We start from the raw sequence: 26,989 nt of genomic DNA, 5'->3' as shown, positions 1-26,989 counted from the left end.
TGGTGTCTCAGAAGCGCCCGAGCAGGGTCTCGGCCTGCGCGGCAATCGACCTTACGATCTCGCCGGCAGGGTGGGTGCCACGCACCATGCCTGCCGCCTGACCTGCGTATACGACGCCGACGCTCGCGTCGGAGGGGTCGTAGGACTCGACGATTTCGTCGACCGGCGCGCCGGTGCCGTCGTACTTCTTGGTGAAGTCGTTCACGAGCGCGCGGCCGAACCAACGCGACGGCCAAGGCTGGTGCCGGGCCTGATCGAAGACAGGCGTGTAGACGGTGTCCGCGCTGCTCGCTTCGAGGATCTTCGAACGCGCGTAGTCCGGTCCGATGGTTTCCGGACTCGCCAGCAGGATCGTGCCCACGAGTACGCCCTCACCACCCGCCGCAATGACCGCTGCCAGGCCGCGTCCGGTCGATATCCCACCGGCCGCCAGTACGGGCAGGTCCGTCGACTCAAGCACCTCCTGCAGCAATGGCAGGGTTCCGATCCGTCCGGTGTGCCCGCCCGCCTCACCGCCCTGCGCAACGATCAGCTCGATACCTGCCTGCTCGGCCAGCACGAGGTCGTCGATCGTGTTGATCTGCGACATCGTGGTGATCCCCGCCGCGCGTACGCGGTCCACATAGCGAGCGGGATCGCCGAACGAAAGCGCGATGACGGTCGGCTTCTCTGCAATCGCGGCGTCGAGAATCGAGGAGTCCTCCGCCAGCGACCACGTCTGCAGGCCGATGCCGAATGTGCCGCCGCCGACCTCGCGGGCGACCGCCGCCTCTTTGGCGACCCACTCGGGATCCGTGTATCGCGCGGCACCCAGCATGCCGAGGCCGCCCGCCTTCGAGACCTGGCCCGCGAGCTCACCGCCCGCACGCCCACCCATCGGTGCGCCGATGATCGGCACCTCGAGTCCGAGCTCCCTGGTCAACCACGTCTGGATCATCAAAGCTCCCCACAGTCCGACGGCCGCGTCGGTATCGACGATATGCGTACGCTCGAAAGGGTGAACGCGAAGGTTCGCGACGACACCCCGTTATGGCTTTTCGCCGATCAACTCGGCACACATGTCCATGGCGGCGAGCACGCACACCGCGACGTGCTCCTGATCGAGGCGACGTCTGCGCTGCGTCGGCGGCGATACCACCGCCAGAAACTCCACCTCGTCCTCTCGGCGCTCCGGCATGCCGAACGGGATCTCGGCGACCGGGCGACATTGCTTCGCGCCGGCAACTACAGCGAGGCGCTGAAGGATTTCGGCCGGCCCGTGCTCGTCCATGAGCCCACATCGTTCGCCGCCGAGCGGTTCGTCGAGAAATTGCACGCCGACGGACTCGTCGCAGACATCCTGCCAACGCCGACGTTTGCGTTGTCCCGCAACGATTTCCGCGCATGGGCGGGCGACCGCGAACGCTTTGTGATGGAAGACTTCTATCGCGATCAGCGCCGTCGGTTCGACGTGCTGATGGAAGGTTCGAGTCCGGTAGGCGGTCGCTGGAACCTTGATGCGGACAACAGGGAACCCCCACCCAAGAAGCAGCGGACCCTCGAGGCCCCGAAGCCGTACCGCCCGCGCGAGAACGACATCGACGACCAGGTTCGGCGCGATCTCGACGCCATGGACATCGAGACGGTCGGTGTAGACGGTCCCCGGCTGTTTGCCGTGACGCCCGACGAGGCAAAGCGGGCGCTGACTCGATTCGTCGAACAACGACTGCCGTTGTTCGGTCAATACGAAGACGCGATCATGGGCGACGACTGGGCGATGGCGCACTCGCTGTTGTCCGTGCCGCTCAACCTCGGAGTGCTCGACCCGCTCGACGCGGTACACGCCGCAGAGGACGCGTGCCGGTCGGGTTCGGTCCCATTGGCTGCGGCGGAGGGATTCATCCGCCAAGTCCTCGGCTGGCGCGAGTACATGTGGCACCTGTACTGGCATTTCGGTCCGCGCTACACGCAAAAGAACGAGCTGACAGCACACACGGCGCTGCCGAAGTGGTGGCGTGAACTCGACGCCGACGCCGTCGACGCGCAGTGTCTGCAGCACGCGCTCGCGGGTGTCCGTGATCGCGGCTGGACCCACCACATCCAGCGGTTGATGATTCTCGGCAGTCACGGCCTGCAGCGGGGGTATCGCCCGGACGAGTTGACGGAATGGTTCGCAACCGCGTTCGTCGACGGGTTCCGTTGGGTGATGCCGACGAACGTCGTCGGCATGAGCCAGCACGCCGACGGCGGCAAGCTGGCGACGAAGCCATACACCTCTGGTGGCGCATACATCAACCGGATGAGCGATCACTGCCCGGACTGCCGGTTCGACCCCAAGAAACGCGTGGGTGACGATGCCTGCCCGTTCACCGCCGGCTACTGGGCGTTCGTCCACCGGCACCGAGATCTACTCGCGGGCAACCGGCGCACCGCCCGAGCCGTTTCGACGATGGACCGACTGTCGGACCTTGACGCCCTGCTCGAGCAGGAAGCCGACCGCGACCGCTTCTAGCGTCTACTTCTTGGGCTTGTCCGAGTCCGAAGACAGGGCGGCGACGAAGGCTTCCTGCGGAACTTCGACGCGACCGATGGTCTTCATCCGCTTCTTGCCCTCTTTCTGCTTCTCGAGGAGCTTGCGCTTGCGGGTGATGTCACCGCCATAGCACTTGGCGAGGACGTCCTTGCGGATCGCGCGAATGTTCTCGCGGGAGATGATCTTCGAGCCGATCGCAGCCTGAATCGGGACCTCGAACTGCTGGCGCGGAATCAGCTCGCGCAGCTTGCTCGTCATCTTGTTGCCGTACGCGGCTGCCGCGTCCTTGTGCACGATCGCGCTGAACGCGTCGACCGCCTCGCCCTGCAACAAGATGTCGACCTTGACCAACTGCGAGACCTGCTCGCCCGACTCTTCGTAGTCGAGGCTCGCGTAGCCGCGGGTTCGGGATTTCAGCGAGTCGAAGAAGTCGAAGATGATCTCGGCCATCGGCAGCGTGTAGCGCAGCTCGACGCGCGTTTCCGACAGATAGTCCATGCCGCCGAGCTCACCGCGCCGCGCCTGGCACAGCTCCATGATGGTGCCGATGAACTCGCTCGGCGAGATGATCGTACATTTCACGATCGGCTCGAAGATGTTGCGCGCCTTACCTTCCGGCCAATACGACGGGTTCGTCACGACGTGCTCGCTACCGTCCTCGAGTTCGACGCGGTAGACCACGTTGGGTGCCGTCGAAATGAGTTCGAGGTCGAACTCGCGCTGCAACCGTTCGCGCGTGATCTCCATGTGGAGCAGTCCGAGGAAGCCGCAGCGGAAGCCGAACCCGAGGGCGACCGACGTCTCCGGCTCGTAAGTAAGGGCAGCGTCGTTCAACTGCAGCTTGTCCAGCGCGTCGCGCAGGTCCGGGTAATCCGACCCGTCGACGGGATACAGACCCGAGTAGACCATCGGGCGCGGCTCGCGATAACCGGTCAACGGCGCGGTCGCACCATTGCGCGACGAGGTCACGGTATCGCCGACTTTCGACTGGCGCACGTCTTTCACGCCGGTGATCAGATAGCCGACCTCACCGACACCCAGGCCGATCGTCGCCTTCGGCTCCGGTGAAACGATGCCGACCTCGAGTAGCTCGTGGGTCGCGCCCGTCGACATCATCTTGATCTTCTCGCGCGGCACGATCTTGCCGTCGACGACCCGAACGTAGGTGACAACGCCCCGATAGGTGTCGTAGACGGAGTCGAAAATCATGGCTCGTGCAGGCGCATCTGCGTCGCCGACCGGGGCAGGAACCATCGCGACGACGTGATCCAGAAGTTCTTTAACGCCGACGCCGGTCTTGCCGGACACCCGCAGGACATCGCCAGGCTCGCACCCGATGATGTGGGCAATCTCCTCGGCATAGCGATCCGGGTCCGCCGCGGGCAGGTCGATCTTGTTGAGCACAGGAATGATCGTCAGCTCTTTGTCGAGCGCCAGATACAGGTTGGCGAGGGTTTGCGCCTCGATCCCCTGGGCTGCGTCGACAAGCAGAACCGCACCCTCACAAGCCTCGAGCGCACGCGAGACCTCATAGGTGAAGTCGACGTGGCCAGGCGTGTCGATGAGATGCATGACGTATTCGTCACCGTCCACGACCCACGGCAAACGGACGTTCTGGGCCTTGATCGTGATGCCGCGCTCGCGCTCGATATCCATTCGGTCGAGGTACTGCGCACGCATTTGGCGCCCCTCGACAACCCCTGTGAGCTGCAACATCCGGTCCGCGAGCGTCGACTTGCCGTGGTCGATGTGCGCGATGATGCAGAAGTTCCGGATCCGCGACGGATCCGTGAACGTCGTGTCAGCGAAGCTGGTAATGGGGAACTCCTCGGCAAGGACAGTTAGCGCGTCGTCACGGGGCAGTCTACGTGCGCAGATGGGTGGGTCGGGACGGTGCATCAGATCCGGCCGTCCGGCGCTTCGATTCCGGCCGGAGCCGGAGTGAGAGAAATGCCGCGCACTATTAAGCTCGGAGCCATGGCCAGACCTTGGAGCGCTCTCAGCAAACAGATCACCAGCATCGCCAAGGACCAGGCACCCAAAATTGTTCGGACACAGGCTCCCAAGCTGTTCGAACGGCTGCAGAAGTCCGGGGTTCTCCCCCACGCGCCGGCGCCCAATGCCGGCAAGGGCATCGAAGTGCGCCCCGTCGCATCCAATGCCGTTCCTACCGCGGAGCGTGCACGCCGCGTCGTCTATGCGCCGCGACTCGACGGTCGAGCAGACCCCGGCGAGGTCGTGTGGACGTGGGTCACATACGAGGAAGATCCGAACAACGGAAAGGATCGCCCGGTTCTCGTCGTTGGCCGTGACCGCAGCACACTGCTCGGATTGATGCTGTCGTCGAATCCTGCGCGCGCGAACGATCGCGACTGGATCGGCATCGGTCGCGGCGTCTGGGACCACCAGGGTCGCCCGAGTTGGGTCCGGCTCGATCGAGTGCTCGACGTTCCCGAGGCCGGCATTCGTCGCGAGGGTGCGATTCTGGAACGCAAAGTGTTCGACGAAGTCGCAGCCCGCCTGTGCCAGGAATACAGCTGGCGCTGAGGACTAGGAGTCCGCCAACCACGCCAAAAGTCGGCCCTGCGACCAGCAGCGGCCGACGGCCTCTGCGCGGAGCGATGTCCGGTCGACGACCGCCAAGCCGATGATGCTGTGGCCGGATGCACGACGATCGCCGAACGTGGGAATCGTCGGAGCGACGCCGACCCCTTCCACCGACACCCATGCGACGGTGCGGTCGGCTGCTTCGTCCAGGCGGTGCAGAAAGCGCAGACGATTGTCGAGCGAGAACTGCGATAGCGACCAGGTGGTGGTGACCACGGGCAAGGCGTCCGCGGGCACATGGGCCAACGCGTCCAGCAGCACCTCGATGGCGTCGCCCTTCAACAGCTGCGGAGGATCCTTCGCCGTCACAGCGATCTCCGCTTCGAGCCTCGCCGCCAGTTCCGGTTCGTCCGGCCGGACGCAGGCGCGCAACCACCGGGCCTCATCGGCATCGGTGACGTCGATCGGATCGAGGTCGACCCCGATTCGGGCGACCACCTGCGGAATTGTCCGCGTCGGGAGGTCCCTGTCACCCACGACGGACGCCGACAGTTGCACTGGAGACAACGGGTCGCCCAGCGACTGACCGTTGCTATAGGTGATGCCGACGCGATCGACGTTGAGGTTGAACCCCGCAGAGCAGCCCACGTCGATCAGCCCTAGCGCGTCGGCGCCCGCTCGGTGCGCGGCCTCGGCTATTGCCGGATACAGCACCGCGCAGCGACCGGCCTCGTTGGTCCGCATCTTCCGGCGTCCGGCGATTTCCGCCACCGCTTCGGTCATTCGCGTCAGCGCGTCTATCGCGGCGAGGGCTGCGGCGTCGCAATCCCCAGCTTTGTAGGCCGCCGCGAGCGCCGGCGCGCGTCCGGCGAGGGCTAGATCGTGCAGCGCAGCGAGGATGAGCGCCGGCTTCCGCTTACGCGCAGGAACCGCCTCGATAGCGCGCAACGCCTCGTCGGACTCGCTGAGCGCGATTGCGACGCGCTCGTACAGCGGCGACGTCTGCGCGGCATCGACCGCACCGAAACGTCGATACGCCTGAGCGAGACTGCCCGCCTTCCCCGCTGGTTCGGTTCCGCGTTCGGTCGACTCCGGCATCCCGAAAATTCTAGTCCGCTACGCGAGCCGGGTGATCTCCACGACGACATCGAGTGCCGTGGACCCGCCACCCGAGTAGATGCCCTTCAGTGGCGGAACGTCGGCGTAATCGCGCCCGACGCCTACCGAGACATGCTGCTCGCTGATGCCGACGGCATTCGTCGGGTCGTAGGCCCACCAGGTTCCGGTCCACGCTTCGACCCACGCGTGACTCTCACCCGCGACGGTCTCACCGAGTACGGCCGACTTCCTCGGATGCAGATAGCCGGATACGTAGCGGCTGGGAATTCCCATGCTACGCAACAGAAGTAGCGTCAGGTGCGCGTAGTCCTGACACACGCCCTTGCGCTCGTCCCAGGCCTGGACTGCCGAGGTGTGCACGCCGGTGGTACCCGCCACGTACGACATTTCGGAATGCACCCACTCGGCAGCCTTGATGACCGCGTCGGCAGGATCGACACCCTTCGCCAGCTGTTTCGCTACCGACGTGAGCTTGCGGTCGCGCGGCACATACTTGGTGGGCGTGAGCAATTCGTCGAACCGGTCGAGCAACATGTCACTGCGCAGGTCGTCCCAGGACCACGACTCCGCAGGCGGCACAAAGGGTTCCGTCTCGACGACCGACGAGCCGGTCACCTCGAGTTCCGTGTGTGGGGCATGGAGGTCGAACGCCGTCACCGAGGTACCCCAGTAGTCGCGGTATTTGTAGGAGCGCGTTGCCGGAGTGGTCTCCACGCGGTTCAGGATGACGTTCTGCCGATAGTCCGCACGCGGCGTCAACCGCGCCTCGTTGTACGACGACGTCACCGGCGCGTTGTAGGCATAGCCCGTCGTGTGTACAACCCGCATACGCCAGCTCACAGCTCGCCCTCCACTTCGACCAAATCTTCGGCGCTGATTCCAGCATCTGTCCAGGCAACCCATGGCGCAGCGTGGAAGTATTGCAGCGCAACAGCTTCCCCGACCTCGCGGCACGTGCGTTGCAACGAGAGCAACCGTGCCTGCAAATCTTCGAGCAATTCTCCCGGCGGCAGAAACTCGAGTTCACTGCGCGCCCGGCCCAGCAGGCGCTGCGCTTCGTCGCGTGCCCCGACGCGACTGCTGGGGCGCTGATCCAATTCCTCGAGGCACTTTTCAGCCACGCGGATCGTGTGGAAGACCGACCGTGGAAACAGTCGGTCGAGCAAGATGAACTCGGCGACCAAAGCGGCATCGAGCGCGCCGCGATACGTCCGCAGATAGGTGTCGTGTGCACCCGCCGAACGCAGCACCGTGACCCAAGCCGGCGACGACGTCCGGTCGCCGGCACGCGAAAGCAGCAGTCGGACAGTCATATCCACACGTTCGACGGAGCGGCCGAGCAACAGGAAGCGATAGCCGTCGTCACGACTCAGCGTGGAATCCGCCAGACCTGCGAACATGGCGGCGCGCGCCTTGATGTACTGGAAGAACTCGTGCGGGCCGAGCCGTCGGGCAGCACGTTCGCGTTCGGCCAGACCGTTGTAGGTCGTGTTGAGACATTCCCACATCTCGCTCGACGTGACTTCCCGTGCACCGCGGGCATTTTCACGTGCGCTCGAGATCGAATCGACGATCGAACCACCGTGCGCACGGCTGAACGCTACGAGATCGGTCACCGACCACACGTCCAGCGTCCCCTCCGGGGGTTCGATGCCGAGCACGCGCAGCAACAGGCGAGAGGTCCGGTCGGGGTCGACGGTCGCGTCTTCGAGCAGTTGATGAACGGCGACGTCGAGGATGCGTGCGGTGTCGTCCGCGCGCTCGACGTACCGGCCGATCCAGAACAGCGATTCCGCGTTTCGAGCCAGCATCTAGCTCACCTTGCCCTGCTGTTGTTGTTGCTGCTGATTGACCTGCGACTGACTCAATTCGGGCCCGTGCTCGGCGGCGCCACTGGAAACCGGCACTTCGCCGACCAACTCCTCACCCGCCAGCTCACGCTCTGCGATCGAGGCCCTGCTCGCGAGCACCCAGGTGTCCTTGCTGCCGCCACCCTGGCTCGAGTTCACGATCAACGACCCCTCGGGAAGCGCCACGCGAGTCAATCCCCCAGGCAGAATCCATACCTTTTCGCCGTCGTTGACTGCGAACGGCCGGAGGTCGACATGCCGGGGTGCGAGCTTGTCGCCAACCTTCGTCGGAACAGTGGAGAGCTGCACCACCGGCTGGGCGATCCACCCACGCGGGTCCGCCCTGATCTTGCGCGAAATGACTTCGAGTTCCTTGGGTGTCGCGTCCGGGCCGAACACAATTCCGTAGCCGCCCGAACCCTCGACCGGTTTGATCACCAATTCGTCTACGCGGTCGAGCACTTCCTCTTTCTCGTCGTTCAGCCAGCACCGGAACGTATCGACGTTCGCGATCAGCGGTTTCTCGTTGAGGTAGTACTCGATGATCGTCGGCACGTAGGTGTAGACGAGCTTGTCGTCGCCGACGCCGTTGCCCACCGCGCTGGAGATGACGACATTGCCCGCTCGCGCCGCGTTCAACAGGCCTGCGACTCCGAGTACCGAGTCCGGACGGAACTGCATCGGATCGAGGTAATCGTCGTCGATGCGCCGATAGATGACGTCGACCTGGCGTTCCCCCTCGGTCGTGCGCATATAGACCACGTTGTCGCGGCAGAAGAGGTCGCGGCCCTCGACGAGCTCGACACCCATCTGCCGAGCGAGAAGCGAATGCTCGAAGTAGGCCGAGTTCGCAACGCCTGGTGTCAGGACGACGACCGTCGGATCGGCTTCGTTGAGCGCGGCGGACGCGCGCAGCGCTCGCAGTAGGTGAGTCGCATAGTCGCCGACGGCGCGCACCCGATGCGACGAGAACAGATCGGGGAAGACGCGGGCCATCGTCCGGCGGTTCTCCATGACGTAGGAGACGCCTGACGGCGAGCGCAGGTTGTCTTCGAGCACGCGGAAGGTGCCCTTCTCGTCGCGGACGAGGTCGATACCCGCGACGTGGATTCGCACACCGTTCGGTGGAACGAACCCGGCAGCTTCGCGATGAAAGTGCTCGCACGACGTCACGAGCCGCTTCGGAATCACGAGATCACGCAGAATCGACTGCTCGCCGTAAACGTCCGCGAGGAACATCTCGAGCGCCTTGACGCGCTGCTTGATGCCGCGTTCGAGGCGAGCCCATTCGGCAGCGGCGATGACACGCGGCACCAGGTCCAGCGGGAACGGACGTTCCTGCCCGGACAGCGAGAACGTGATGCCCTGGTCGATGAACGCGCGCCCGAGGGCGTCCGAGCGGGCGGCGAGGTCGGCGACGTCGGTCGGTGCGAGCGCTTCGTAGATGCCCTTGTACGGCGTGCGAATCTTGCCGTCACCGTCGAACATCTCGTCGAAGGCGCGGCCGTAGCCGTTCGCGGACTCGTAGCCGTCGAACACTTGTGGCGTCGAATCCGTGCCGCGAGATCTGACCTGCGTCTGCCTGGCTGTCTTTGTCGTCGTGCGGGAGGTCATTGGGCCATGTTGCTACATTCAGCGCGGGACGGCAGGCAGCGAGAAGTTAATTTCTGGAATCAGCGCCTGTAATGACGGCGGTTTGAGAACGCGACCGTACCCCTGGTATTCTCGACCGTCGGCGTGTGAACGCGCCCAGAAGACTTTTCAGCAACGTCAGCAATGACAACCCGATCACCAGAAGACAGAGGGAAAACGCGTGGCCAACATCAAGTCCCAGGTAAAGCGGATCCGCACCAACGAGGCGAGCCGTCTGCGCAACCAGTCCGTGAAGTCGGCACTGCGTACGTCGATTCGCTCCTTCCGTGAGGCCGCTTCTGCCGGTGACAAGGAAAAGGCGGGCGTTGCGCTCCTCGCGGCCGGTCGGAAGCTGGACAAGGCCGCGAGCAAGGGTGTCATCCACTCCAACCAGGCTGCAAACAAGAAGTCGGCGCTCGCGCTCGCCTTCAACAAGCTCTGATCTTTTAGACGAGGCTGCTGCCGCCGTGGTCATAGGGACCCCGGCGGCCTTTTTGTGCCCGTAAGCAGTCCTCAGCGTGCGTTGCGCAACGTCAGAACCTGTTCGACGGCGCGCTCGATCGCATAGTCGGCGCTTGCGGCGTTGCCCTTCACGTCTGCATTCAGCGCAGCGACGACCTGCATTGCCGCGTTGATCGTCTCCGGACTCCAGCCGCGCACCTGAGCCTGGCCCTTCTTGACCTTCCAGGGCGGCATTCCCAGTTGGCCCGCCAACTTGAACGGGTCTCCCCGACCGGCCGAACCCACCCGAGCGATGGTGTGCACCGAATCCGCGAGCGCGTCGGCGAGCAGCACCGGGTGCAGCCCCTTCAGCATCGCCCAGCGCAGCGCCTCGAGAGCGGCAGCGCGATCGCCTGACACCGCGAGGTCGGCAACGTCGAATCCGGTGACTGCAGCGTTGCCCGAGTAGTACCTGCGGACCGCCGCGACGTCGATTTTTCCGCCGGTGTCCGCGGCGAGTTGCGAGCACGCGGACGCCAACTGCCGCACGTCGTTTCCGATCGCTTCGAGCACGCTCTGCACTACTTCGACCGACACCCGCACACCGAGACCGCGGAACTCGTTGCGGACGAAGTCGACGAACTCACCGGACTTGGCGACCTTCGCGCAATCGTGGACCTGCGCACCGGCTTTCTGCAGCGCCGGTGCGAGCGCCTTCGCTCGACCGCCACCGGTGTGCAGCACAACGAGGACGATGCCGTCGGGCGGCGATGCTGCCGCATCCTGCACGAGCGCCACCGCGTCCTTACCGGCCTCTGCAGCGGCTTCCAACACGATGACCCGGTCTTCTGCGAACAGCGATGGGCTGAGCATCTCCGCTAACTCCGGGGCGCTCGCGTCCCCCGCACGAAGTCGATTGACCGGCAGGTTGTCACCGGCACCGCTCGCCGCGCGGACAGCCGCGACGATTCGCGTGACGGCGCGTTCGATGAGCAGGTCCTCCTCACCGAGGACGAGATGCACCTGCGCGGGAGTCGGTTCAGTCACGGGGCGATCGTCGCACGGGGGTACGACGACCAGCCCGCCCGGGGACCCGCACCGACCACACCGCAAGGACTAGCCCGCAGCCGACCAGCGCAATGACGACACCACCGCCCAGTCCGTCCCACACCGTGAGCGAACCGCCGGGTAGCGCTGCCGCCTCGTGCGCCACCCAGAGCAGCCACCACAGCGGCGCACCGGTCAGGTCGGCAACCACGACGCCCAGCGGCAGCCAGATCGACGCGAGGATCGCACTCACCGCACCGAGGACGGTGATCGGTGCGATCACCCAGCCCACCAGCACGTTCGCGCCGATCGCGACCAGGCTGACGGTGCCCGACAGCGCCGCGACGAGCGGAGCCGTGACGGCGAACGCCGCCGTCGCGACCGCGAGAACCTCCGCCGGAGCTCGCGGCCAACCGTGGCCGCGCAGCCAGTCCGCCCAGGTCGGCGCCACGAGGACCAGTCCCGCCGTGGCAAGTACGGACAGAGCGAAGCCCATGTTCACCGCCAACGCGGGATACAAGGCCAGAAGCACGATCACCGCGGCGGCCAGCGCCGGAACCGCTTGCTTGCGCCGGCTGGTGATCAGCCCGAGCAGGCCGATCGACCCCATGACGGCTGCGCGAAGCACACTCGGCGACGGGCGCGCGAGGACGACGAACATGGCCAATGCAACTGCCGCGACCACGACAGCCGTGCGCGGACCGACCGTGAGAGCGCGTGCAGCGAGCAACACCGCGCCGACGATGATGGCGACGTTGGCGCCGGAGACCGCGGTCAAGTGCGACAGGCCCGCGGTTTTGAATTCGTCCCGGACGTCCTCGGGCAAGCGCGAGGTGTCACCGACGACCAGACCCGGCAGCAAGCCCCCTGCGGCTCCAGGAAGCGCGGCTTCGGCAGCCGCTGCGAACCGCGCCCTGACGTCGCCCGCGAATCGCTGGACGAGCGAGGGCCTGCTCGTCCACAGCGGCTCGGCGGCGGCGCGCAGCGTCGCTACCGTCAGATCGCGGTGCAGTGGTTCCGCAACTGCAGCCCGGAAACGGACGCGCTGGCCGGGTAGCAGGGTCCGCCACCCGTCGGCGGGCGCGACGACCACGACGGCCCCGCCGGAACGTGTGATACCGCGCGAGTTCTCGAATTCGACGAGCGCCGCAGTCACCATCACGCGACTTGGCCCCGGGGCCTTGACCGGCCTCGGATCGTCGGACAGTTCTACCGTCGCGGTCACGTACGTGTCGGCGTGCGCGCGTGCGAGTGGATGATCGCCGACCGCCTGGGCGCGCACCGCGATCGCGAAGGAGAAACCGCCACCGAGCGCGAGGGCCGCGACTATGCCTGCGCCGACGCGCGCAACACCCAGCGACCACACCGCTGCCGCACCGATCACCAGAACGAAGGCAAGGACGAGCGCCGGCCGCCAACCCGCAAGAACACCGAAAAGCGTTGCACCCCAAACGGACAACGCGCCCGGTACAAGCCGGAGATCGAGCTGCTGCACCGGCGTCGTCACAACGTCACCTGGTCGCGTAGGCGTGCCAGACGGGTCGGCCCAATACCGTCGACCTCCGCGAGTTGCTCGATGTCGGTGAACCTGCCGTTCGCCGTCCGCCACGCGACGATGGCGGCCGCGGTCACCGGTCCCACGCCGGGTAAGGAGTCGAGTTCTGCCTCGGTCGCCGTGTTGAGGTTGATCTTGCCTGCAACTGCCGTCGCTCCCGCGGTCTCGCCCGACGACGTCACGGTCGCACTGCCCAGGACGGGCGGACCGTCGCCCGCTCCGGCCACGCCGACCAAGATCTGGTCGCCGTCGGAGACCCGCTGTGCCATGTTGAGGCTGAACAAGTCGGCGCCGTCCTTCGCCCCGCCTGCTGCCGCGATCGCGTCGGCAACCCGCGCGCCGGGTGGCAACCGCACCAGGCCGCTGACGTTCACCAGTCCGACCACGCTGACGACCAGCTCCGCAGGTTCTGCCGCAGCGCTGGAGGTCGGCACCGACACCGACTGCACAGCAGGGGCCGGTCGGTGCATCGGCCGGTCGCCGAAGACCACCGCACCGGCCACGGCAGCGACGACGATCGCCACCCCTGCCAGGGCGATCGCGCCGCGCCTCCCGGGGTTCAGCCGTGCGCCGCGGAGCCGATCGATCGTCCACCTGCTCGGGCCGGTGTCGGGTTCGGCGAGCCAGTCCGGCGTGTCCGCGCGCGGGCTTTCGTAGTCCGCACCCGGCTCGCGGCCGCGCGAATCGTCACCGAGTACAGATTCGAGCCGGTTGCGGACAAGGTCGTGATCGTCGCCGCCGGCCGAGCGGCCGACAAGTGATGGACTGCGCATGGCCGCCACCGTAGGACAGCCGCCGGACCGGTCAGCTCGCCCGACCTGGGCTTTCGAATTGCCCTGTTAGTAACTCGGGCCCTGTGGATAACTCACCCGGGCTGCAGCGAAACTTGCTGCGGCACTTACGGTTACGTCGGGGAACCGGCACCGCCAGGCACGACGACCACGCCGACCGCACCAGGTCCGAGGTGCACTCCGAGCGTCGGGCCGAAATCGGTCACGATCAGCTCGTCGAGATTGGGAATTCGTTCGCGTAACTGATCGGCGACCCGATCGGCACGCTCGCGAGCGGAGATGTGCTGCACCGCCGCCGCGACCGACACGGTGCCGCTGTCCTTCACCGCCGCGTCGACCAATTTCCCGAGCGCCTTGGAGGAGGTCCGCGTCTTTTCCTTCGGTACGAGTTTGCCCTCGACCATGTGCAGGACCGGTTTCATCGCCAGCGCCGTCCCGACCAGGGCGGCCGCGGTGCTGATGCGCCCGCCGCGGCGCAGATGATCGAGACGATCGACAACGACCAGGCTCCGCGAACGCAGGGTCACCGAGATCGCCGCGTCGTAGACGTCGTCGAGCGATCCGCCCAATGCGGCACACCGCGCCGCGGCCAACGCGGGAAATCCGACACCCATGGCGGCGCTGAGCGAATCGACGATTCTGATGCCGCCTGTGAATTCCGTCTCCGCCTGGCGAGCCGCCTCCCAGGTCGCCGAGAGCTTGCGCGAGATGTGCACGGCCACCACGCCGTCGCCGTCGCTTGCTTCGAATGCCCGCTCGTAAGCGTCGAGCAGTTCGCCCGGCGATGCCCCGGAGGTCGTCGCCGAACCCGACAGATAGCTCTCGGGAATCTCGTCGACGCCTTCGCGCAGCTCTTTGCCGTCGACGAGGACGTGAAGCGGCACAACCCGGATTCCGTACTTCTCCGCGAGTTTTCGATCCAGGGACGCAGAGGAATCGGTGACTACGACAACGGTCACGTTGCTACCGAACCCCCGCGTCCGTCGAACGGTTGGCCGCAGCGATGGTCTTCAGCATGGCGTCTGCAACTCTGCGATGGGCTTCCCAGCCCCAGTGAATTCCGTCGGGGTTGGCAGCGTCGGAGAAAATGTTCTCCCGAACGGCGTCCCCAAGTTCGACGAGGGGAACCTGTGTCTGCTCGGACCACGCGGACAGCGCGGCCACCGCAGGTTCGCGACCGGCATGAACGCGTCCGTATGCCTCGCAATCGTGGACCGCCGGGTAGGTGCCGATGATCGGCAGCTCCGGACGCAGGTACGCCAACGCTGCGCGGGATTTCTCGAGGTACTCGACACTGAGCCGCGGCGGAAGCGCAACCGGCCGGCCGAGCTTCGAGAGGCGCGGCTGCAGCCGCTGATAGCCGGCGCGAACGTACCGTCTGAGCACGGGCGGACGGATATAGCGAATCTGCTCGCGCAGAGCGGTCGGCAACGGTGACGGCAGGGTGTCCATGCCGCCTACCGCGAACACGACGGCACCAGCTTTCGGAACCGTTGCCCACACGCGCGGATCGCCGATCAGGGCCCAATACGCGTCGCGACAGGTCCAACCGATCCGCGCGATCAGCTCGAGATCCCAGCCGAGTTCCGCGGCGACGATGTTGGGCCAGATCCGTTCGTCGTTGGCGGGCAAGCCGCCTTCGGGACCGTAATACGACAGCGAGTCGGCCAGAACGAGCAGCACCGGACGCTCAGAGGACATCAGAGGCCACCTTCGCCGACGCGTTCCACACATCGAGTCGCCAACGCAGGTCTGCGCCGTCACCGTGGGCGGCGAGCTCGACCCAACTCGCATTGCCCAGACCGCCGAGAATCGGCCAGCGGTCGATGGGGAGGTCCAGCAGCGATGCCGTCAGAGCAGCGATCAAACCGCCGTGCGCAACAAGCATGACCGGGGCATCGAGCCACCCGTCTGCGATCGATTCGAAGAGTTCGTCGACGACCGGACGCGACCGGCGTGCGACATCCACGCGGCTCTCGCCACCGGGCGGCGACATCGTCGCATCGCGCCGCCACGCGACGCGAGCGCCCGGGTACCCACTGTCGACGTCGGTGTGGGTCAGCCCCTGCCAATCCCCGAGGTGCGTCTCACGCAACCGAAAATCGACCGTCGGCGCGACGCCCGCGTGTTCGCCGACAACGCTTGCCGTGTCGAATGCCCTGTGCAGGTCCGACGAGATCAGAACGAGCGGCCGCCGCGGAGCGAGTTCGCGCGCCGCTTCCTTGGCCTGAGTGCGACCGAGATCGGTCAGTTCCGTCTCGAGCTGGCCTTGCATCCGGTCGTCGGCGTTCCAGTCGGTCTGGCCGTGCCGCAGTAGCACGAGCCTGCGAACACTCGGCTTACTCATCAGGGTTCGACCCGTCTCCGATCCCCGTGACCGGAACGGTCGGGCAGTCCTTCCAGAGCCGCTCCAGCGCATAGAAGTTGCGCTCGTCGGTGTGCTGAACATGCACGACGACGTCGATGTAGTCGAGCAGCGTCCAGCGACCCTCACGGGTGCCTTCGCGTCGGACCGGCTTGTGGCCGGCCTCGCGCAGCTTCTCCTCGATATTGTCGACGACGGCGTTGACCTGCCGCTCGTTCGGCGCCGAGGCGATGACGAAGCAATCCGTGATCACCAACTGCTCGGATACGTCGAGTACCACGACGTTGTTCGCCAACTTCTCGTCCGCAGCCCGCGCTGCCACGGATGCCATTTCGATGGCCTCGCTCGATGCGGTCACTTAGTTACCTTCCACATGGTTCGATGCTGCCGAGTGTGCAACTGGCGGCGACATCGGTGACGAACTGTCTGCGGTCGCCTCGCCGGCGGACCCGTACAGGCGCCGTTTGGATATGTACTGAACGACGCCGTCGGGCACGAGGTACCAGACGGGCCGGGAGTCTGCTGCGCGCTGCCGACAATCCGTCGACGAGATTGCCAGCGCCGGTATTTCCATCAGCGTGATGGCACCGTCCGGATACTTGGGCAGATGCTCGGCGAGGTGCTCGATTCCCAGCTCGTAGCCGGGGCGACTCACGCCGACGAACTTCGCGAGGTCGAAAAGCTCCTCCCAGTCCTGCCACGACAGGATGCTGGAGAGGGCGTCGGCCCCGGTGATGAAGTACAGCTCGGCACCGGGATTCTGGGTGCGAATATCGCGCAGCGTGTCGACCGTATACGTCTCTTTCGCCCGATCGACATCGACCCGGCTCACCGAGAATCTGGGGTTCGACGCGGTCGCGATGACCGTCATCAGGTACCGATCTTCGGCCGGGCTGACGTGGTCGCGATCCTTCTGCCAGGGCCGTCCGGTCGGCACGAAGATGACCTCGTCGAGCGCGAACCGGTTCGCGACTTCGCTGGCCGCGACAAGGTGGCCATGGTGGATCGGGTCGAACGTCCCACCCATCACGCCGAGTCTGCGGATACCGGTCTTGTGCACGAGTGACCAGCTTACGGCCCTCAAACGGGAAGCAGACCCGCAACCACCGCGGTGAGCTGTTTGGCGGAGCGGCACTCGTGCATCTCGATTACGTCCTGGTAGACGTCGGCCGCGGAGTCCCCCGACCCCCACTGCGTGCGCTGTTCCGGGTTGAGCCAGTGCGCGTGCTTGCTGACCGACACCAGTTCGCGCAGCGCCTTGATGTTCGGGTCGCGGTAATTGTTACGTGCGTCACCGAGGACGAGCAGGGAGGTCCGGCTGGTGACGCTGGAAACGAACTTGTCGGTGAAGACGCCGAACGCGTTGCCGTAATCGGAGTGGCCGTCGAACTGAATGACGTCCGCTTCGTTGATGATTCGCCACATCGACTTGCCGAGATCTGCGTTCGGCTCGAACAAATGCGTGACCTCGTCGGCGGAATCGATGAACGCAAAAATCCGGACCTTCGAGAACTGCTCGCGCAACGCATGAACCAGCAACAGCGTGAAGTTGCTGAAGCCCGCGACCGACCCCGAGACATCACACAGAATTACCAGCTCAGGACGGGTCCGGCGGGGTTTGCGCTGGACCAGATCGATGGGCACGCCGCCCGTCGACATCGATTTGCGCAGCGTCTTGCGCAAGTCGATCTCACCAGCGCGGGCCCGCCTGCGGCGCGCGGCCAACCGTGTGGCGAGCAGTCGTGCGAGCGCATTGACGCTGCTCCTGAGCTGGGTCAGCTCGCTGTCGGACGCACGCAGGAAGTCCACCTCGTCGGCCTGTTTCGGCACGCCGTAGTTCGCGACGCGTTCCTTGCCCAGGCGTTCGGCCGAGCGGCGCCGGGTCTCCGCCTCGACCATCTTGCGGAAGTCCGCGATCCGCTGCGCAGCAGTCCGCCGCGCGACTTCGGCCGCCAGATTCGCATCGGGATCGTCGTCTTTGGCTTGGCCCTGCTGCCCGAGCAGGCCGTCGAGAATCTTGCGCAACAGCGTCTCGGGCTGCACTTCGCGCAGGGTCTGATAGGCCGAGAACGACGGTCCGTTGGCGGATTGGTACTGGCCGAGCTGGTCGACCAACTGGGCGGCGATCTCCGCGGCCTGCGGGGAATCGTCGATGAGGAGGTTGGCGATCAGCTCCCGAAGTGCGTTTAGGTCGACCTGACCGTCAGGTGTTCGCGGCAGCTCGATGTCGTCCGGGCTGGACTCCCTGACCCCGATCGCGGCGGGAAACCACAGGTCGAACATCCCGTCGAAGGTCGGCCGATGGGTGGGCCGGCGAACCAGCGCGCACGCCAAACCTTCGCGCAGCACTTCGCGGTCGAGGAGGTCGAGCACCGAGACGACATGTCCTGCGTCGACCGTCTCGGACGGCCCTACCGGAATGCCACGCTTGCGCAGGGCTTCGACGAAAGCAACAAGATGCCCTGGAAGCCCATGCGGTGCAAGCGGTTTGGTCAATTCAGTTTCAACTCCGCGGTCGCCTTCTGATGATCGGCGTGATGCTTGAGCACGACGCCCAAGGTCGACCGCACCGCCTCGTCGTCGAGCGTGTCCATCCCGAGCGCCAGCAACGTGCGACCCCAGTCGATCGTCTCCGCGACCGAGGGCAGCTTCTTGAGCTGCATGCCACGAAGCACTCGAATCGTCCGGACCATCTGCTGGGCAACGGCCTGCGGCAACTCGGGAACGCGACTCGCAAGGATCCGTCGTTCGAGGTCCTCGTCCGGGAAATCGAGGTGCAGAAAGAGGCAGCGGCGCTTCAGGGCTTCCGATAGCTCGCGAGTCGCATTCGACGTGAGGACGACGAACGGCTTGCGCGTCGCGACGATAGTGCCGAGTTCTGGAACCGTCACTGCGAAATCGCTCAGTACTTCGAGCAGCAGGCCCTCGATCTCGACGTCGGCCTTGTCGGTCTCATCGATGAGGAGGACGGTCGGCTCGGTGCGTCGAATAGCGGTCAGCAGCGGCCGGGAAAGCAGGAACTCCTCGGAGAAGACATCCTGCTTCGTCTCTTCCCAATGATTTTCCGACGACGCCTGGATGCGCAGGATCTGCTTCGCGTGATTCCACTCGTAGAGCGCGCGAGCCTCGTCGACACCTTCGTAACACTGCAGCCGGACCAGTTCGGCACCGCTGGTCTGCGCGACGGCGCGAGCGAGCTCGGTCTTCCCGACGCCGGCCGGACCTTCGATCAGCAACGGCTTGCCGAGCCGGTCAGCGAGGAAAACAGCGGTCGCCGTGCCCTTGTTCGCGAGGTAGCCGGTCTCGGCCAGCCGCGCGATGACGTCGTCGACCGACGAAAAGAACGGCTGCTGCGCCGGAGCTGCTTTATCCATGTGTCTGTCCCGTCACTTCGGTGGTGATCACGCAGGCCTGGTCTGTCCGTCGCCCCACACGATCCACTTGGTCGAAGTCAGCTCGGGCAGACCCATGGGTCCGCGCGCGTGCAGCTTCTGCGTCGAGATTCCGATTTCGGCACCGAAGCCGAATTGCTCGCCATCAGTGAACGCCGTCGAAGCGTTCACCATGACCGCTGCCGAATCCACGCGCGCGGTGAACTCACGGGCCGCGGCGAGGTCGGCGGTCACGATCGCATCCGTGTGCCCGGTGCCGTAGCGGTCGATGTGCGCCACCGCCGCGTCGAGGTCGTCCACCACTTTGAGTGCAACGTCGAGCGAGAGATATTCGTTCGACCAGTCGTCCTCGTTGGCGGGGATGAGCCCGGGCAGGTCTCCGTGAATCGTCACGCCGTGCTTTTCCAGCGCCTCGATCAGCTTCGGCACGGCGGTCGTGGCGATCGCGTCGTCGATCAGCACCGTTTCCGCCGCATTGCAGACACTGGTCCTGCGCGTCTTGGAGTTGATGAGAATCTTCTCCGCCATGTCGAGATCGGCGGCGGCATGCACGTACACGTGGCAGTTGCCGGTGCCGGTTTCGATCGTCGGAACGGTTGCGTCGCGAACGACGGCGTTGATGAGGCCCGCGCCGCCACGCGGGATGACAACGTCGACCAGCCCGCGGGCCTGGATCAGGTGTGTGACGCTCGAGCGGTCCGCGCTGGGCAGCAACTGGACCGAATCGGCGGGCAGGCCGCTCGCGGTGAGCGAATCGCGCAGAACCGTCACGAGCGCCTGATTCGACAGCGCAGCAGACGAGGACCCCCGCAGCAGCGCGGCATTCCCGGATTTCAAGGCGAGCCCGAAGGCGTCGACGGTGACATTCGGCCGCGCCTCGTACACCATGCCGACGACACCCAGCGGCACGCGGACCTGCCGAATCTCCAAGCCGTTCGGCAGAGTAGACCCGCGGACCACGTCGCCTACCGGATCCGGAAGACCCGCGACCTGGCGCAGACCCGCGGCGATGCCGTCGATTCGCGCGCTCGTCAGCCTGAGTCGGTCCAGCAGCGATTCGCCGGTGCCACCCTCCCTGGCGTTGTCGATGTCCGCGGAGTTGGCCTCGAGAATCGTGTCCGCCGCCGCAAGCACGGCATCGGCCGCCGCATGCAGTGCACGATTCTTCTCCGCGGTCGTCAACAGCGCGAGAACGCGGGACGCGACACGCGCCCGCCGGGCGGCCGCGTGTACCAACTCTCGTACATCGTCCGAATTTGTGTTCACCTGCGCAGAATCGGTCACCGCCGTCATAGCTACAGCGTACTTTCACGCGTTCGACGTCTCGTTCGCGCCTGCGCACGAAATCGGCCTGTACCGGCTAGCGTGAGCAATATGACCACTGCAGAGGTGGCGGGACCGAAAATCACGGTTCTCGGTAGCGCCAATATGGACCTGGTCACGACGACCGAACGGCTCCCGATGCCAGGCGAAACGGTGCTCGGTGCCACGTTCGCGACCATTCCGGGTGGCAAAGGCCTCAATCAGGCGATAGCGGTTGCGCGCGCGGGCGGCGAGGTCGAATTCATCGGGGCGGTCGGCGACGACACCTTCGCTCTGGAACTGCGCGAAACGCTCGTGCTCAACGACGTCGGAACCGAACTGCTGCGCGAGGTCGAAGGGCCCAGCGGGGTAGCGATGATCACCGTCAACAGATCCGGCGAGAACAGCATCATCGTCGTCGCCGATGCGAACGCGAGCCTTCTCGAACTCACCGAGCAGGAACTCGAGGCGATCGCCGACGCCGACACCCTGGTCTGCCAACTCGAGATTCCCCTCGAGACGGTGCTCGTGGGCGTGAAGCACGCTCGGGCCCACGGGACCGCGGTGCTGCTCAACCCCTCGCCGGTCCAGGAATTGCCTCCCGAGCTGCTGACCTGCGTCGACGTCCTCGTCCTGAATCACCTGGAAGCCGAGCAACTCGGCAAGGACGTGCTCGCGAGCGTCCCGCATGTGATCACGACCCTCGGCCCCGCGGGAGTGAGCTACCGCGGACCGGACGGCGAACAACTGGCCGCCGAATCGGTGCCGGTCGAGGCCGTGGACACCACGGGTGCAGGTGACGCCTTCGTCGGCGCGCTCGCAGTCGCCTGGAGCCGCGGACCCGAACACGCCCTGATGTGGGCCTGCGCGGCAGGTGCGCTGGCCACAACCGTCCCCGGCGCAAGCACCTCGATGCCCACGGCAGAGCAGATCGAAGCGGCTCTCACCCTGACCGCGCACTGACGGGCGGTCGGTTCGCACCTCTAGCCCCCGCCTCCGCCGACTCCCCCGCCCCCACCGCCGACTCCCCCGTCCCCACTGTCGACTCCCCCGTCCCTCCAGCCCCCAACCGCACCCCGACTCGGCAGTCGCACCGAGTTTTGGGCCCTATTTTCGGTGCGACTCCCTAGCCGGTGTGCGACCGGCGCGTCAGAACCCGACCGGCGCGTCAGGCAGGACCCGACCGGCGCATCAGAACCCGACCGGCGGTTCGGCAGGACCCGACCGGCGCGTCAGGACCCGACCGGCGCGGCAGGACGCGACCCGGCAAAGCAGGGAACGACGAACCCGGCTCAGGCGTGCTCGTACACCGAATACTGTCCCGGCCCAAGCGCTTTCGCGTTGTACATCGCCTGATCGGCTCGGCGAATCAGATCGTCCGGTGTGCTCGACGTGTCGGACAGCGCGACGCCGATGCTCGCGCTGAAGGCGGCCGAGTTGCCCTTGTGGCCGTCTGTGATCGCGGTGTTTATCCGCCGCACGATCTCGATAGCGGCTTCCGAATTGTCGATGTCGACGCAGACGACTACGAACTCGTCGCAGCCGAGGCGGGCGACCGTGTCACTGGGCCGGACGACCGCTGCGAGGCGTTGCGCCAATCCGGCGAGGGCCGCGTCTCCGGCGGTGTGTCCGAGGCTGTCGTTGATCGTCTTGAAGTCGTCGAGATCGATCAGGAGCAGGGCGAATCGGGTGCCGAATTCGCGCGCCCGGTCCAAGGCCTCCTCGATGCGCTGAAATGCGAGCACCCGATTGGGCAGTCCGGTCAGCGGGTCGTGAAGGCTTTGGTGGCGGAGCCTGGTTTCGAGCTCGATCCGGCGGATCGCTGCCGACACGACGCTCGAAACCGAGCGCAGAAAGGCAAGGTCGCGCGCCGAATACTCGCGCACTTTCGAACTATGGGCCGTGAGCACGCCCCATGCAAGACTCTCCCCGATCGGCATGCTCACCCCACTCTTCAGTCCCCGAGCGGCCATACCCGTTGTCGCAAAACGGGTTTCGGACGCCCGATTCCGCGAGACGACTACCGACCCGGTCGACCACGCATATCCCGCCTGCGATCCCGCGCCGCACGGCAAACTCTGCGGCCGCGGCGGCTGACCGCTGTAGGCGACCACCGCGAGGGTGTCGGCGTTGGCGTCGTAACGCGCTATCGACGAGCACTCCATCCCGACCATCGCCGACGCGGCCGCCGTTGCCGCCGACAGCACCGTGTCCAGATCTGCGCTGACGGCCAGCTGGCTCAACGCTGCGAGCGACTGCTGTTCGCGCGCACGGTAAGCCGCGGCTTCCAGCGCCTGCTGAAGCCGGCGCTCCTGGCGTCGCGAGTCTCTGTAGTCACGTGCCGTTGTGACGATGACGGCTGGTCCCTCCTCGGTGCGGTGCAGCACGAACACCGAAATCGTCACCGGGATCGCCTCGCCCGTACCGAAGTGGTTGATTTCGCTGAAACCGGACCAATCGCCCGAAGTCGCTACTGCGGCTTCCAGTTCGGCGTTGAACGCCGCACCGGCCTCGGTGACGAAGTCGGCGGTGCAGCGGGAGCACGCGTCGGCCAGGTCCGCGAGACCGACGAGGCGGACCCCGGCGGGATTCAGATACAGCACGCGCCCAGTCTTGAATTCCGACAACATGACGAGATCCGGCGACCGCTCCAGCACGGAGCGAAGCACGCTCGGATCCATCGGGTCGGACACTGGGCGTCCCTTCTCAGACGTTCGGTGGCGATACCCGCCTGCGCGCGATGGCAAGCGCCGGCGGGTGTAAAGCTCGAGGATAGTCGGCTCGGCTGGACTGCGAGGTCCCGCCGGACCGTGTCTTGGCACGCCGCTCGGCGGAGCCCGCACCGGATCAGCGGATAATCGGATGCGCCAACGGATCTCGCTACCTACTGTTGTTCCGGTCACAACAACAGGAAGGACGGACCGATGTTTCCCGTCGAGCTGCGTGGAACGCGAGCGAAGACGCTGATGTGGGCACCCGAAGCGGAGATCGATCAGGCGGCCCTGCAACAGCTGCGCAACATCGCGAACCTGCAGTGGGTGCACGGTGTCCGCGTCATGCCCGACGTGCACCTGGGCAAGGTGCGACGGTCGGGTCCGTGATCGCGATGCGCGACGCGGTGGCCCCCGCTGCCGTCGGCGTCGACATCGGTTGCGGTATGGAGAGTGTCAGGACGAGCCTCACCGCTGCCGACCTGCCCGACGACCTGTCTCGGCTGCGGTCGCGCATCGAAGCCGCGGTACCGGTCGGCTTCGCTGCGCACAAGTCTGCGGTCGATGTGCGCAAGCTGCAGTTCGACGCGCCACGCCTGCGGACCGGCTGGGACCGCTTCTGGGGTGCGTTCACGTCGCTGCACAGCGACGTGCAGAAGCTGGAAGGCAAGGCGCACAACCAGATCGGTTCGCTCGGCGGTGGCAACCACTTCATCGAGGTATGCCTCGACGAGCAGGATGCCGTATGGATTCTGCTGCACTCGGGTAGCCGGAACATCGGCAAGGAACTCGCCGAGCGGCACATGGCGATCGCTCGCGGGCTGCCGCACAACGTCGGTCTCCCCGACCGGGACCTCGCCGTATTTGTCTCGGGCACAGCCGAAATGACCGCGTACCGGCGGGATCTGGAATGGGCGCAGGAGTACGCGGCGCGCAACCGCGCCGTCATGCTCGGGCTGATCTGCCGGGCGGTCCGCGCAGAACTGCCGCAGGTGCGTTTCGACGAGCCGATCTCGTGCCATCACAACTACGTGTCGGAGGAGACGATCGACGGTGAGCAGCTGCTCGTCACCCGCAAGGGTGCGGTGCGTGCCGGCTACGGTCAGCTGGCGCTGATCCCGGGTTCGATGGGCACACGCTCCTATGTCGTGCGCGGAAAGGGCAACGCGGAATCCTTCCAGTCCGCGTCGCACGGCGCCGGCCGGCGGATGAGTCGCAACGCGGCGAAGCGACAGTTCACGGTTGCGGACCTCATCGCCCAGACCGAGGGCGTCGAGTCCCGCAAGGACGCGGGGGTCATCGACGAGATCCCGGCTGCGTACAAGGACATCGACAAGGTCATCGCGGCTCAGGCCGATCTTGTCGACGTCGTCGCGACGCTGCGGCAGGTGCTCTGCGTGAAAGGCTGACCCCTTGCGCGGTTGGCGAGTCCCTGGACTCTCCAACCGCGCACAGGCACCATGTCGGTGCTGTAGGGCAGCATGGTTGCCGTGACCACCGCCACGGACCTCAAGGCCGATGCCGAACGCCTCCTGCGCGAACTCGCCGGACCGAATGCCCGGCTCCGCGACGACCAGTGGACGGCGATCGAGGCGCTGGTCGTCCAGCGGCGCCGCGCTCTGGTCGTGCAACGCACCGGTTGGGGAAAGTCGGCTGTCTACTTCATCTCGGCCAAGCTCCTGCGTGCACAGGGCCTCGGTCCGACGATCATCGTGTCGCCACTGCTGGCACTGATGCGAAATCAGGTTGCCGCGGCGGAGCGTGCCGGGGTACGCGCTGCCACGATCAACTCGGGCAACATGACCGAGTGGGATTCTATTCATGCGCAGGTCACCGCCGGTGAGGTCGACGTATTGCTAGTCAGCCCCGAGCGGCTGAACAACCCCGATTTTCGGGACCAGGTGCTCCCCTCGCTGGCAGCTGATGCGGGCCTCGTGGTCGTCGACGAAGCGCACTGCGTCTCCGACTGGGGGCACGATTTCAGGCCTGATTATCAACGCATCCGGACCTTGGTCGCCGAGCTGGGCAACAACATTCCGGTCCTTGCCACGACGGCCACCGCCAACGACCGCGTGGTTTCCGACGTCGCGTCACAGGTCGGTGTGGGCGGCGGTGACACGCTCGTCCTGCGCGGGACGCTCGAACGCGAATCGCTGCACCTGTCGGTGTTGCGTCTCGACGATGCCCTCGAGCGGGCCGCCTGGCTTGCCGAACATCTGCACAACCTGCCCGGCGCGGGCATCATCTACGTCCTCACTGTTTCGGCGGCGCGCGATCTCGCCGACCTGCTGTCCGATCGCGGGCACACGGTCGCTGCCTACACCGGTCAGACCGATCCGGCCGAGCGCGAAGTTCTCGAGGCCGCACTGCTGAACAATGAGGTCAAGGCCTTGGTCGCGACCTCCGCGCTCGGCATGGGTTTCGACAAGCCGGACCTCGGCTTCGTTGTTCACGTCGGAGCGCCGTCCTCCCCCATTGCCTATTACCAGCAGGTTGGGCGCGCGGGTAGGTCGACCGATCGCGCCGAAGTCGTGCTTCTCCCCGGCGCCGAGGACCAGCGCATCTGGAGTTACTTCACGTCCGTCGCGTTCCCACGAGAACAGCTGGTACGCAAGGTGATCGAGGCGCTCGATCCCAGCAAGCCGATCTCGACACCGGCGTTGGAACCACTCGTCGAGCTCAATCGCACGCGCCTGGAAATGGTCTTGAAAGTTCTCGACGTGGACGGTGCCGTCAAACGCGTTCGCGGCGGCTGGATCGCGACCGGCGAGCCATGGAGTTACGACGAGGAGCGCTACCAGCGACTCGATGCTGCCCGCGAGGCCGAACAGCAGGCGATGCTCGACTATCAGCGAACCACCGGGTGCCGCATGGAATTCTTGCGTCGCCAGCTGGACGATCCGGGGTTGTCCGCGGAGCCCGCCCCGTGCGGTCGGTGTGACAACTGCACCGGTCAGCCGCTCAGCCCAGCCATCGACGGTCAGGCGCTTGCTACGACTCGGGCTCGCCTCGACCGGCCCGGCGTCGACCTGCCACCGCGCAAACAGTGGCCGACCGGGTTGGCGAAGCTCGGCGTCAAGCTGTCCGGAAAGATCACCGAAGGGCCCGAAACCGGTCGCGTGCTCGGCAGGCTGTCCGATATCGGCTGGGGTCAGCGCTTGCGCGGACTACTCGACGGACCCGACGGACCGGTCCCCGACGCGGTCATCGGAGCGTGCATTCAGGTCCTCAAGGCGTGGGATTGGGAGCAGCGCCCGGAGTCGGTGATTGCTCTCGACTCACCGACCCATCCGGAACTCGTGCGCACGCTCGCCGCACGGCTTGCGGAGGTCGGCCGGTTGCGCGATCTGGGCACCCTGCGGGAGCGCCCCGACCACCCACCGGTGTCGGCGGCCAACTCTGCCTATCGAGTGGCCGGTCTGGTCGATGCATGGGACGTGCCGGATCTGAGCGGAATTTCCGGGCCGATTTTGCTGGTAGACGCGTTGACCGATACCGGCTGGACCCTCACGATGGCCGCGCGCGACCTGCGCCGCGCGGGCGCTGACGCGGTCCTCCCACTCGCGCTGGCAACGCCGAAATAATCCCGCCTAACCGCCGCGAGAACGACCGAATGGTCAGCGACACGCCGATGACGCTAGCCATTTGTTCGGGGTCGCGCCGAATGGCAGCCGACCTCCCCCAGCACTCCGGCGAACCTCCGAACAGGCACTTCTCGTGACAAG

General features: G+C 65.9%; 23 protein-coding genes and 1 pseudogene. 6 read left to right on the top strand and 18 right to left on the bottom strand.

Features of this window, described 5'->3' with window-relative positions; genetic code table 11:
* Positions 1-7: 7 nt before the first annotated feature.
* Positions 8-937 carry an NAD(P)H-dependent flavin oxidoreductase gene (locus tag JGU72_RS19370; protein WP_199685639.1) on the bottom strand — a complete coding sequence of 310 codons (930 nt, stop codon included), beginning with the start codon at positions 935-937 and terminating at the stop codon, positions 8-10.
* Positions 938-979: 42 nt separating this feature from the next.
* Between JGU72_RS19370 and JGU72_RS19365 the strand changes: the two genes are divergently transcribed.
* Positions 980-2,491 (top strand): cryptochrome/photolyase family protein, encoded by a 1,512-nt coding sequence (locus tag JGU72_RS19365; protein ID WP_199685637.1) that lies wholly within the window; start codon positions 980-982, stop codon positions 2,489-2,491.
* 3 nt (positions 2,492-2,494) lie between these two features.
* On the opposite strand, the gene lepA is transcribed toward JGU72_RS19365, so the two are convergent.
* Positions 2,495-4,411: a translation elongation factor 4 gene (lepA, locus tag JGU72_RS19360; RefSeq protein WP_233532695.1), complete on the bottom strand. Its 1,917-nt coding sequence runs from the start codon at positions 4,409-4,411 to the stop codon at positions 2,495-2,497.
* A 78-nt stretch (positions 4,412-4,489) separates the two neighbouring features.
* Here lepA and JGU72_RS19355 point away from each other — a divergent pair, with 78 nt between their 5' ends.
* Positions 4,490-5,059 (top strand): type II toxin-antitoxin system PemK/MazF family toxin, encoded by a 570-nt coding sequence (locus tag JGU72_RS19355; protein ID WP_199685635.1) that lies wholly within the window; start codon positions 4,490-4,492, stop codon positions 5,057-5,059.
* A gap of 3 nt (positions 5,060-5,062) precedes the next feature.
* Here the strand turns inward: JGU72_RS19355 and JGU72_RS19350 are convergent, their stop codons facing one another.
* Genes JGU72_RS19350 through JGU72_RS19335 form a run of 4 tightly spaced genes read right to left on the bottom strand, consistent with a single transcriptional unit; the run spans position 5,063 to position 9,642 of the window.
* Positions 5,063-6,157 (bottom strand): DUF2332 domain-containing protein, encoded by a 1,095-nt coding sequence (locus tag JGU72_RS19350; protein ID WP_199685633.1) that lies wholly within the window; start codon positions 6,155-6,157, stop codon positions 5,063-5,065.
* An 18-nt stretch (positions 6,158-6,175) separates the two neighbouring features.
* Positions 6,176-7,006 (bottom strand): transglutaminase family protein, encoded by an 831-nt coding sequence (locus JGU72_RS19345; protein ID WP_199686092.1) that lies wholly within the window; start codon positions 7,004-7,006, stop codon positions 6,176-6,178.
* Positions 7,007-7,014: 8 nt separating this feature from the next.
* Positions 7,015-7,989 carry an alpha-E domain-containing protein gene (locus JGU72_RS19340; protein ID WP_199685632.1) on the bottom strand — a complete coding sequence of 325 codons (975 nt, stop codon included), beginning with the start codon at positions 7,987-7,989 and terminating at the stop codon, positions 7,015-7,017.
* A complete protein-coding gene (locus tag JGU72_RS19335; RefSeq protein WP_199685630.1) occupies positions 7,990-9,642 on the bottom strand; it encodes a circularly permuted type 2 ATP-grasp protein in 1,653 nt (550 codons plus the stop codon).
* Between the two features lie 199 nt (positions 9,643-9,841).
* On the opposite strand from JGU72_RS19335, the gene rpsT reads away from it, so the two are divergent.
* Entirely contained in the window at positions 9,842-10,102 is a 261-nt protein-coding gene (gene rpsT / locus JGU72_RS19330; RefSeq protein WP_199685628.1) for a 30S ribosomal protein S20, read from the top strand.
* A gap of 71 nt (positions 10,103-10,173) precedes the next feature.
* On the opposite strand, the gene holA is transcribed toward rpsT, so the two are convergent.
* The 11 genes from holA to JGU72_RS19275 all read right to left on the bottom strand — a co-directional run bounded on the left by holA (position 10,174) and on the right by JGU72_RS19275 (position 20,544).
* Positions 10,174-11,148 (bottom strand): DNA polymerase III subunit delta, encoded by a 975-nt coding sequence (holA, locus tag JGU72_RS19325; RefSeq protein ID WP_199685626.1) that lies wholly within the window; start codon positions 11,146-11,148, stop codon positions 10,174-10,176.
* A complete protein-coding gene (locus tag JGU72_RS19320; RefSeq protein ID WP_199685625.1) occupies positions 11,141-12,655 on the bottom strand; it encodes a ComEC/Rec2 family competence protein in 1,515 nt (504 codons plus the stop codon). The genes holA and JGU72_RS19320 overlap by 8 nt, the downstream gene beginning before the upstream one ends.
* Complete coding sequence (locus JGU72_RS19315) at positions 12,652-13,476, bottom strand: ComEA family DNA-binding protein (RefSeq protein ID WP_199685624.1); 825 nt, start codon at positions 13,474-13,476, stop codon at positions 12,652-12,654. The genes JGU72_RS19320 and JGU72_RS19315 overlap by 4 nt, the downstream gene beginning before the upstream one ends.
* Positions 13,477-13,607: 131 nt before the next feature.
* A complete protein-coding gene (locus JGU72_RS19310) occupies positions 13,608-14,453 on the bottom strand; it encodes a DegV family protein (protein ID WP_199685623.1) in 846 nt (281 codons plus the stop codon).
* A gap of 4 nt (positions 14,454-14,457) precedes the next feature.
* Positions 14,458-15,195, bottom strand: a complete 738-nt coding sequence (gene octT, locus JGU72_RS19305; RefSeq protein WP_199685622.1) for a diglucosylglycerate octanoyltransferase — start codon at positions 15,193-15,195, stop codon at positions 14,458-14,460.
* Positions 15,185-15,841 carry a histidine phosphatase family protein gene (locus tag JGU72_RS19300; RefSeq protein WP_199685621.1) on the bottom strand — a complete coding sequence of 219 codons (657 nt, stop codon included), beginning with the start codon at positions 15,839-15,841 and terminating at the stop codon, positions 15,185-15,187. Before JGU72_RS19300 ends, octT begins: the two co-directional genes overlap by 11 nt.
* Positions 15,834-16,217: a ribosome silencing factor gene (rsfS, locus tag JGU72_RS19295; protein WP_199685620.1), complete on the bottom strand. Its 384-nt coding sequence runs from the start codon at positions 16,215-16,217 to the stop codon at positions 15,834-15,836. The genes JGU72_RS19300 and rsfS overlap by 8 nt, the downstream gene beginning before the upstream one ends.
* A complete protein-coding gene (nadD, locus tag JGU72_RS19290; protein WP_233532769.1) occupies positions 16,218-16,886 on the bottom strand; it encodes a nicotinate-nucleotide adenylyltransferase in 669 nt (222 codons plus the stop codon).
* 53 nt (positions 16,887-16,939) lie between these two features.
* A complete protein-coding gene (locus JGU72_RS19285; RefSeq protein WP_199685619.1) occupies positions 16,940-18,355 on the bottom strand; it encodes a vWA domain-containing protein in 1,416 nt (471 codons plus the stop codon).
* On the bottom strand, positions 18,352-19,233 hold the full coding sequence (locus tag JGU72_RS19280) for an AAA family ATPase (protein ID WP_199685618.1): 882 nt from the start codon (positions 19,231-19,233) through the stop codon (positions 18,352-18,354). Before JGU72_RS19280 ends, JGU72_RS19285 begins: the two co-directional genes overlap by 4 nt.
* A 27-nt stretch (positions 19,234-19,260) precedes the next feature.
* Complete coding sequence (locus JGU72_RS19275; RefSeq protein WP_199685617.1) at positions 19,261-20,544, bottom strand: glutamate-5-semialdehyde dehydrogenase; 1,284 nt, start codon at positions 20,542-20,544, stop codon at positions 19,261-19,263.
* Between the two features lie 81 nt (positions 20,545-20,625).
* Between JGU72_RS19275 and JGU72_RS19270 the strand changes: the two genes are divergently transcribed.
* Positions 20,626-21,516, top strand: a complete 891-nt coding sequence (locus JGU72_RS19270; RefSeq protein ID WP_199685616.1) for a ribokinase — start codon at positions 20,626-20,628, stop codon at positions 21,514-21,516.
* 329 nt (positions 21,517-21,845) lie between these two features.
* On the opposite strand, the gene JGU72_RS19265 is transcribed toward JGU72_RS19270, so the two are convergent.
* Entirely contained in the window at positions 21,846-23,246 is a 1,401-nt protein-coding gene (locus JGU72_RS19265; protein WP_307828516.1) for a diguanylate cyclase domain-containing protein, read from the bottom strand.
* Between the two features lie 231 nt (positions 23,247-23,477).
* Between JGU72_RS19265 and JGU72_RS19260 the strand changes: the two are divergent.
* Positions 23,478-24,673: pseudogene (locus tag JGU72_RS19260) on the top strand (RtcB family protein).
* 72 nt (positions 24,674-24,745) lie between these two features.
* On the top strand, positions 24,746-26,848 hold the full coding sequence (locus tag JGU72_RS19255) for a RecQ family ATP-dependent DNA helicase (RefSeq protein ID WP_233532694.1): 2,103 nt from the start codon (positions 24,746-24,748) through the stop codon (positions 26,846-26,848).
* Positions 26,849-26,989: the final 141 nt, after the last annotated feature.

It is taken from the genome of Antrihabitans auranticaus, from assembly GCF_016481275.1.
Taxonomy (GTDB): Bacteria; Actinomycetota; Actinomycetes; order Mycobacteriales; family Mycobacteriaceae; genus Antrihabitans.
Note: the sequence above shows the minus strand (reverse complement) of the source record. Positions and strands in the feature narration are given on the sequence as shown.

What these genes read in the sequence shown, in the direction of transcription:
- JGU72_RS19370 (WP_199685639.1), bottom strand. Translation starts at nt 937, where the DNA reads ATGATCCAGACGTGGTTGACCAGGGAGCTCGGACTCGAGGTGCCGATC.
- JGU72_RS19365 (WP_199685637.1), top strand. Translation starts at nt 980, where the DNA reads ATGCGTACGCTCGAAAGGGTGAACGCGAAGGTTCGCGACGACACCCCG.
- lepA (WP_233532695.1), bottom strand. Translation starts at nt 4,411, where the DNA reads ATGCACCGTCCCGACCCACCCATCTGCGCACGTAGACTGCCCCGTGAC.
- JGU72_RS19355 (WP_199685635.1), top strand. Translation starts at nt 4,490, where the DNA reads ATGGCCAGACCTTGGAGCGCTCTCAGCAAACAGATCACCAGCATCGCC.
- JGU72_RS19350 (WP_199685633.1), bottom strand. Translation starts at nt 6,157, where the DNA reads ATGCCGGAGTCGACCGAACGCGGAACCGAACCAGCGGGGAAGGCGGGC.
- JGU72_RS19345 (WP_199686092.1), bottom strand. Translation starts at nt 7,006, where the DNA reads ATGCGGGTTGTACACACGACGGGCTATGCCTACAACGCGCCGGTGACG.
- JGU72_RS19340 (WP_199685632.1), bottom strand. Translation starts at nt 7,989, where the DNA reads ATGCTGGCTCGAAACGCGGAATCGCTGTTCTGGATCGGCCGGTACGTC.
- JGU72_RS19335 (WP_199685630.1), bottom strand. Translation starts at nt 9,642, where the DNA reads ATGACCTCCCGCACGACGACAAAGACAGCCAGGCAGACGCAGGTCAGA.
- JGU72_RS19315 (WP_199685624.1), bottom strand. Translation starts at nt 13,476, where the DNA reads ATGCGCAGTCCATCACTTGTCGGCCGCTCGGCCGGCGGCGACGATCAC.
- octT (WP_199685622.1), bottom strand. Translation starts at nt 15,195, where the DNA reads ATGTCCTCTGAGCGTCCGGTGCTGCTCGTTCTGGCCGACTCGCTGTCG.
- JGU72_RS19300 (WP_199685621.1), bottom strand. Translation starts at nt 15,841, where the DNA reads ATGAGTAAGCCGAGTGTTCGCAGGCTCGTGCTACTGCGGCACGGCCAG.
- nadD (WP_233532769.1), bottom strand. Translation starts at nt 16,886, where the DNA reads ATGGGTGGGACGTTCGACCCGATCCACCATGGCCACCTTGTCGCGGCC.
- JGU72_RS19280 (WP_199685618.1), bottom strand. Translation starts at nt 19,233, where the DNA reads ATGGATAAAGCAGCTCCGGCGCAGCAGCCGTTCTTTTCGTCGGTCGAC.
- JGU72_RS19275 (WP_199685617.1), bottom strand. Translation starts at nt 20,544, where the DNA reads ATGACGGCGGTGACCGATTCTGCGCAGGTGAACACAAATTCGGACGAT.
- JGU72_RS19270 (WP_199685616.1), top strand. Translation starts at nt 20,626, where the DNA reads ATGACCACTGCAGAGGTGGCGGGACCGAAAATCACGGTTCTCGGTAGC.
- JGU72_RS19255 (WP_233532694.1), top strand. Translation starts at nt 24,746, where the DNA reads ATGGTTGCCGTGACCACCGCCACGGACCTCAAGGCCGATGCCGAACGC.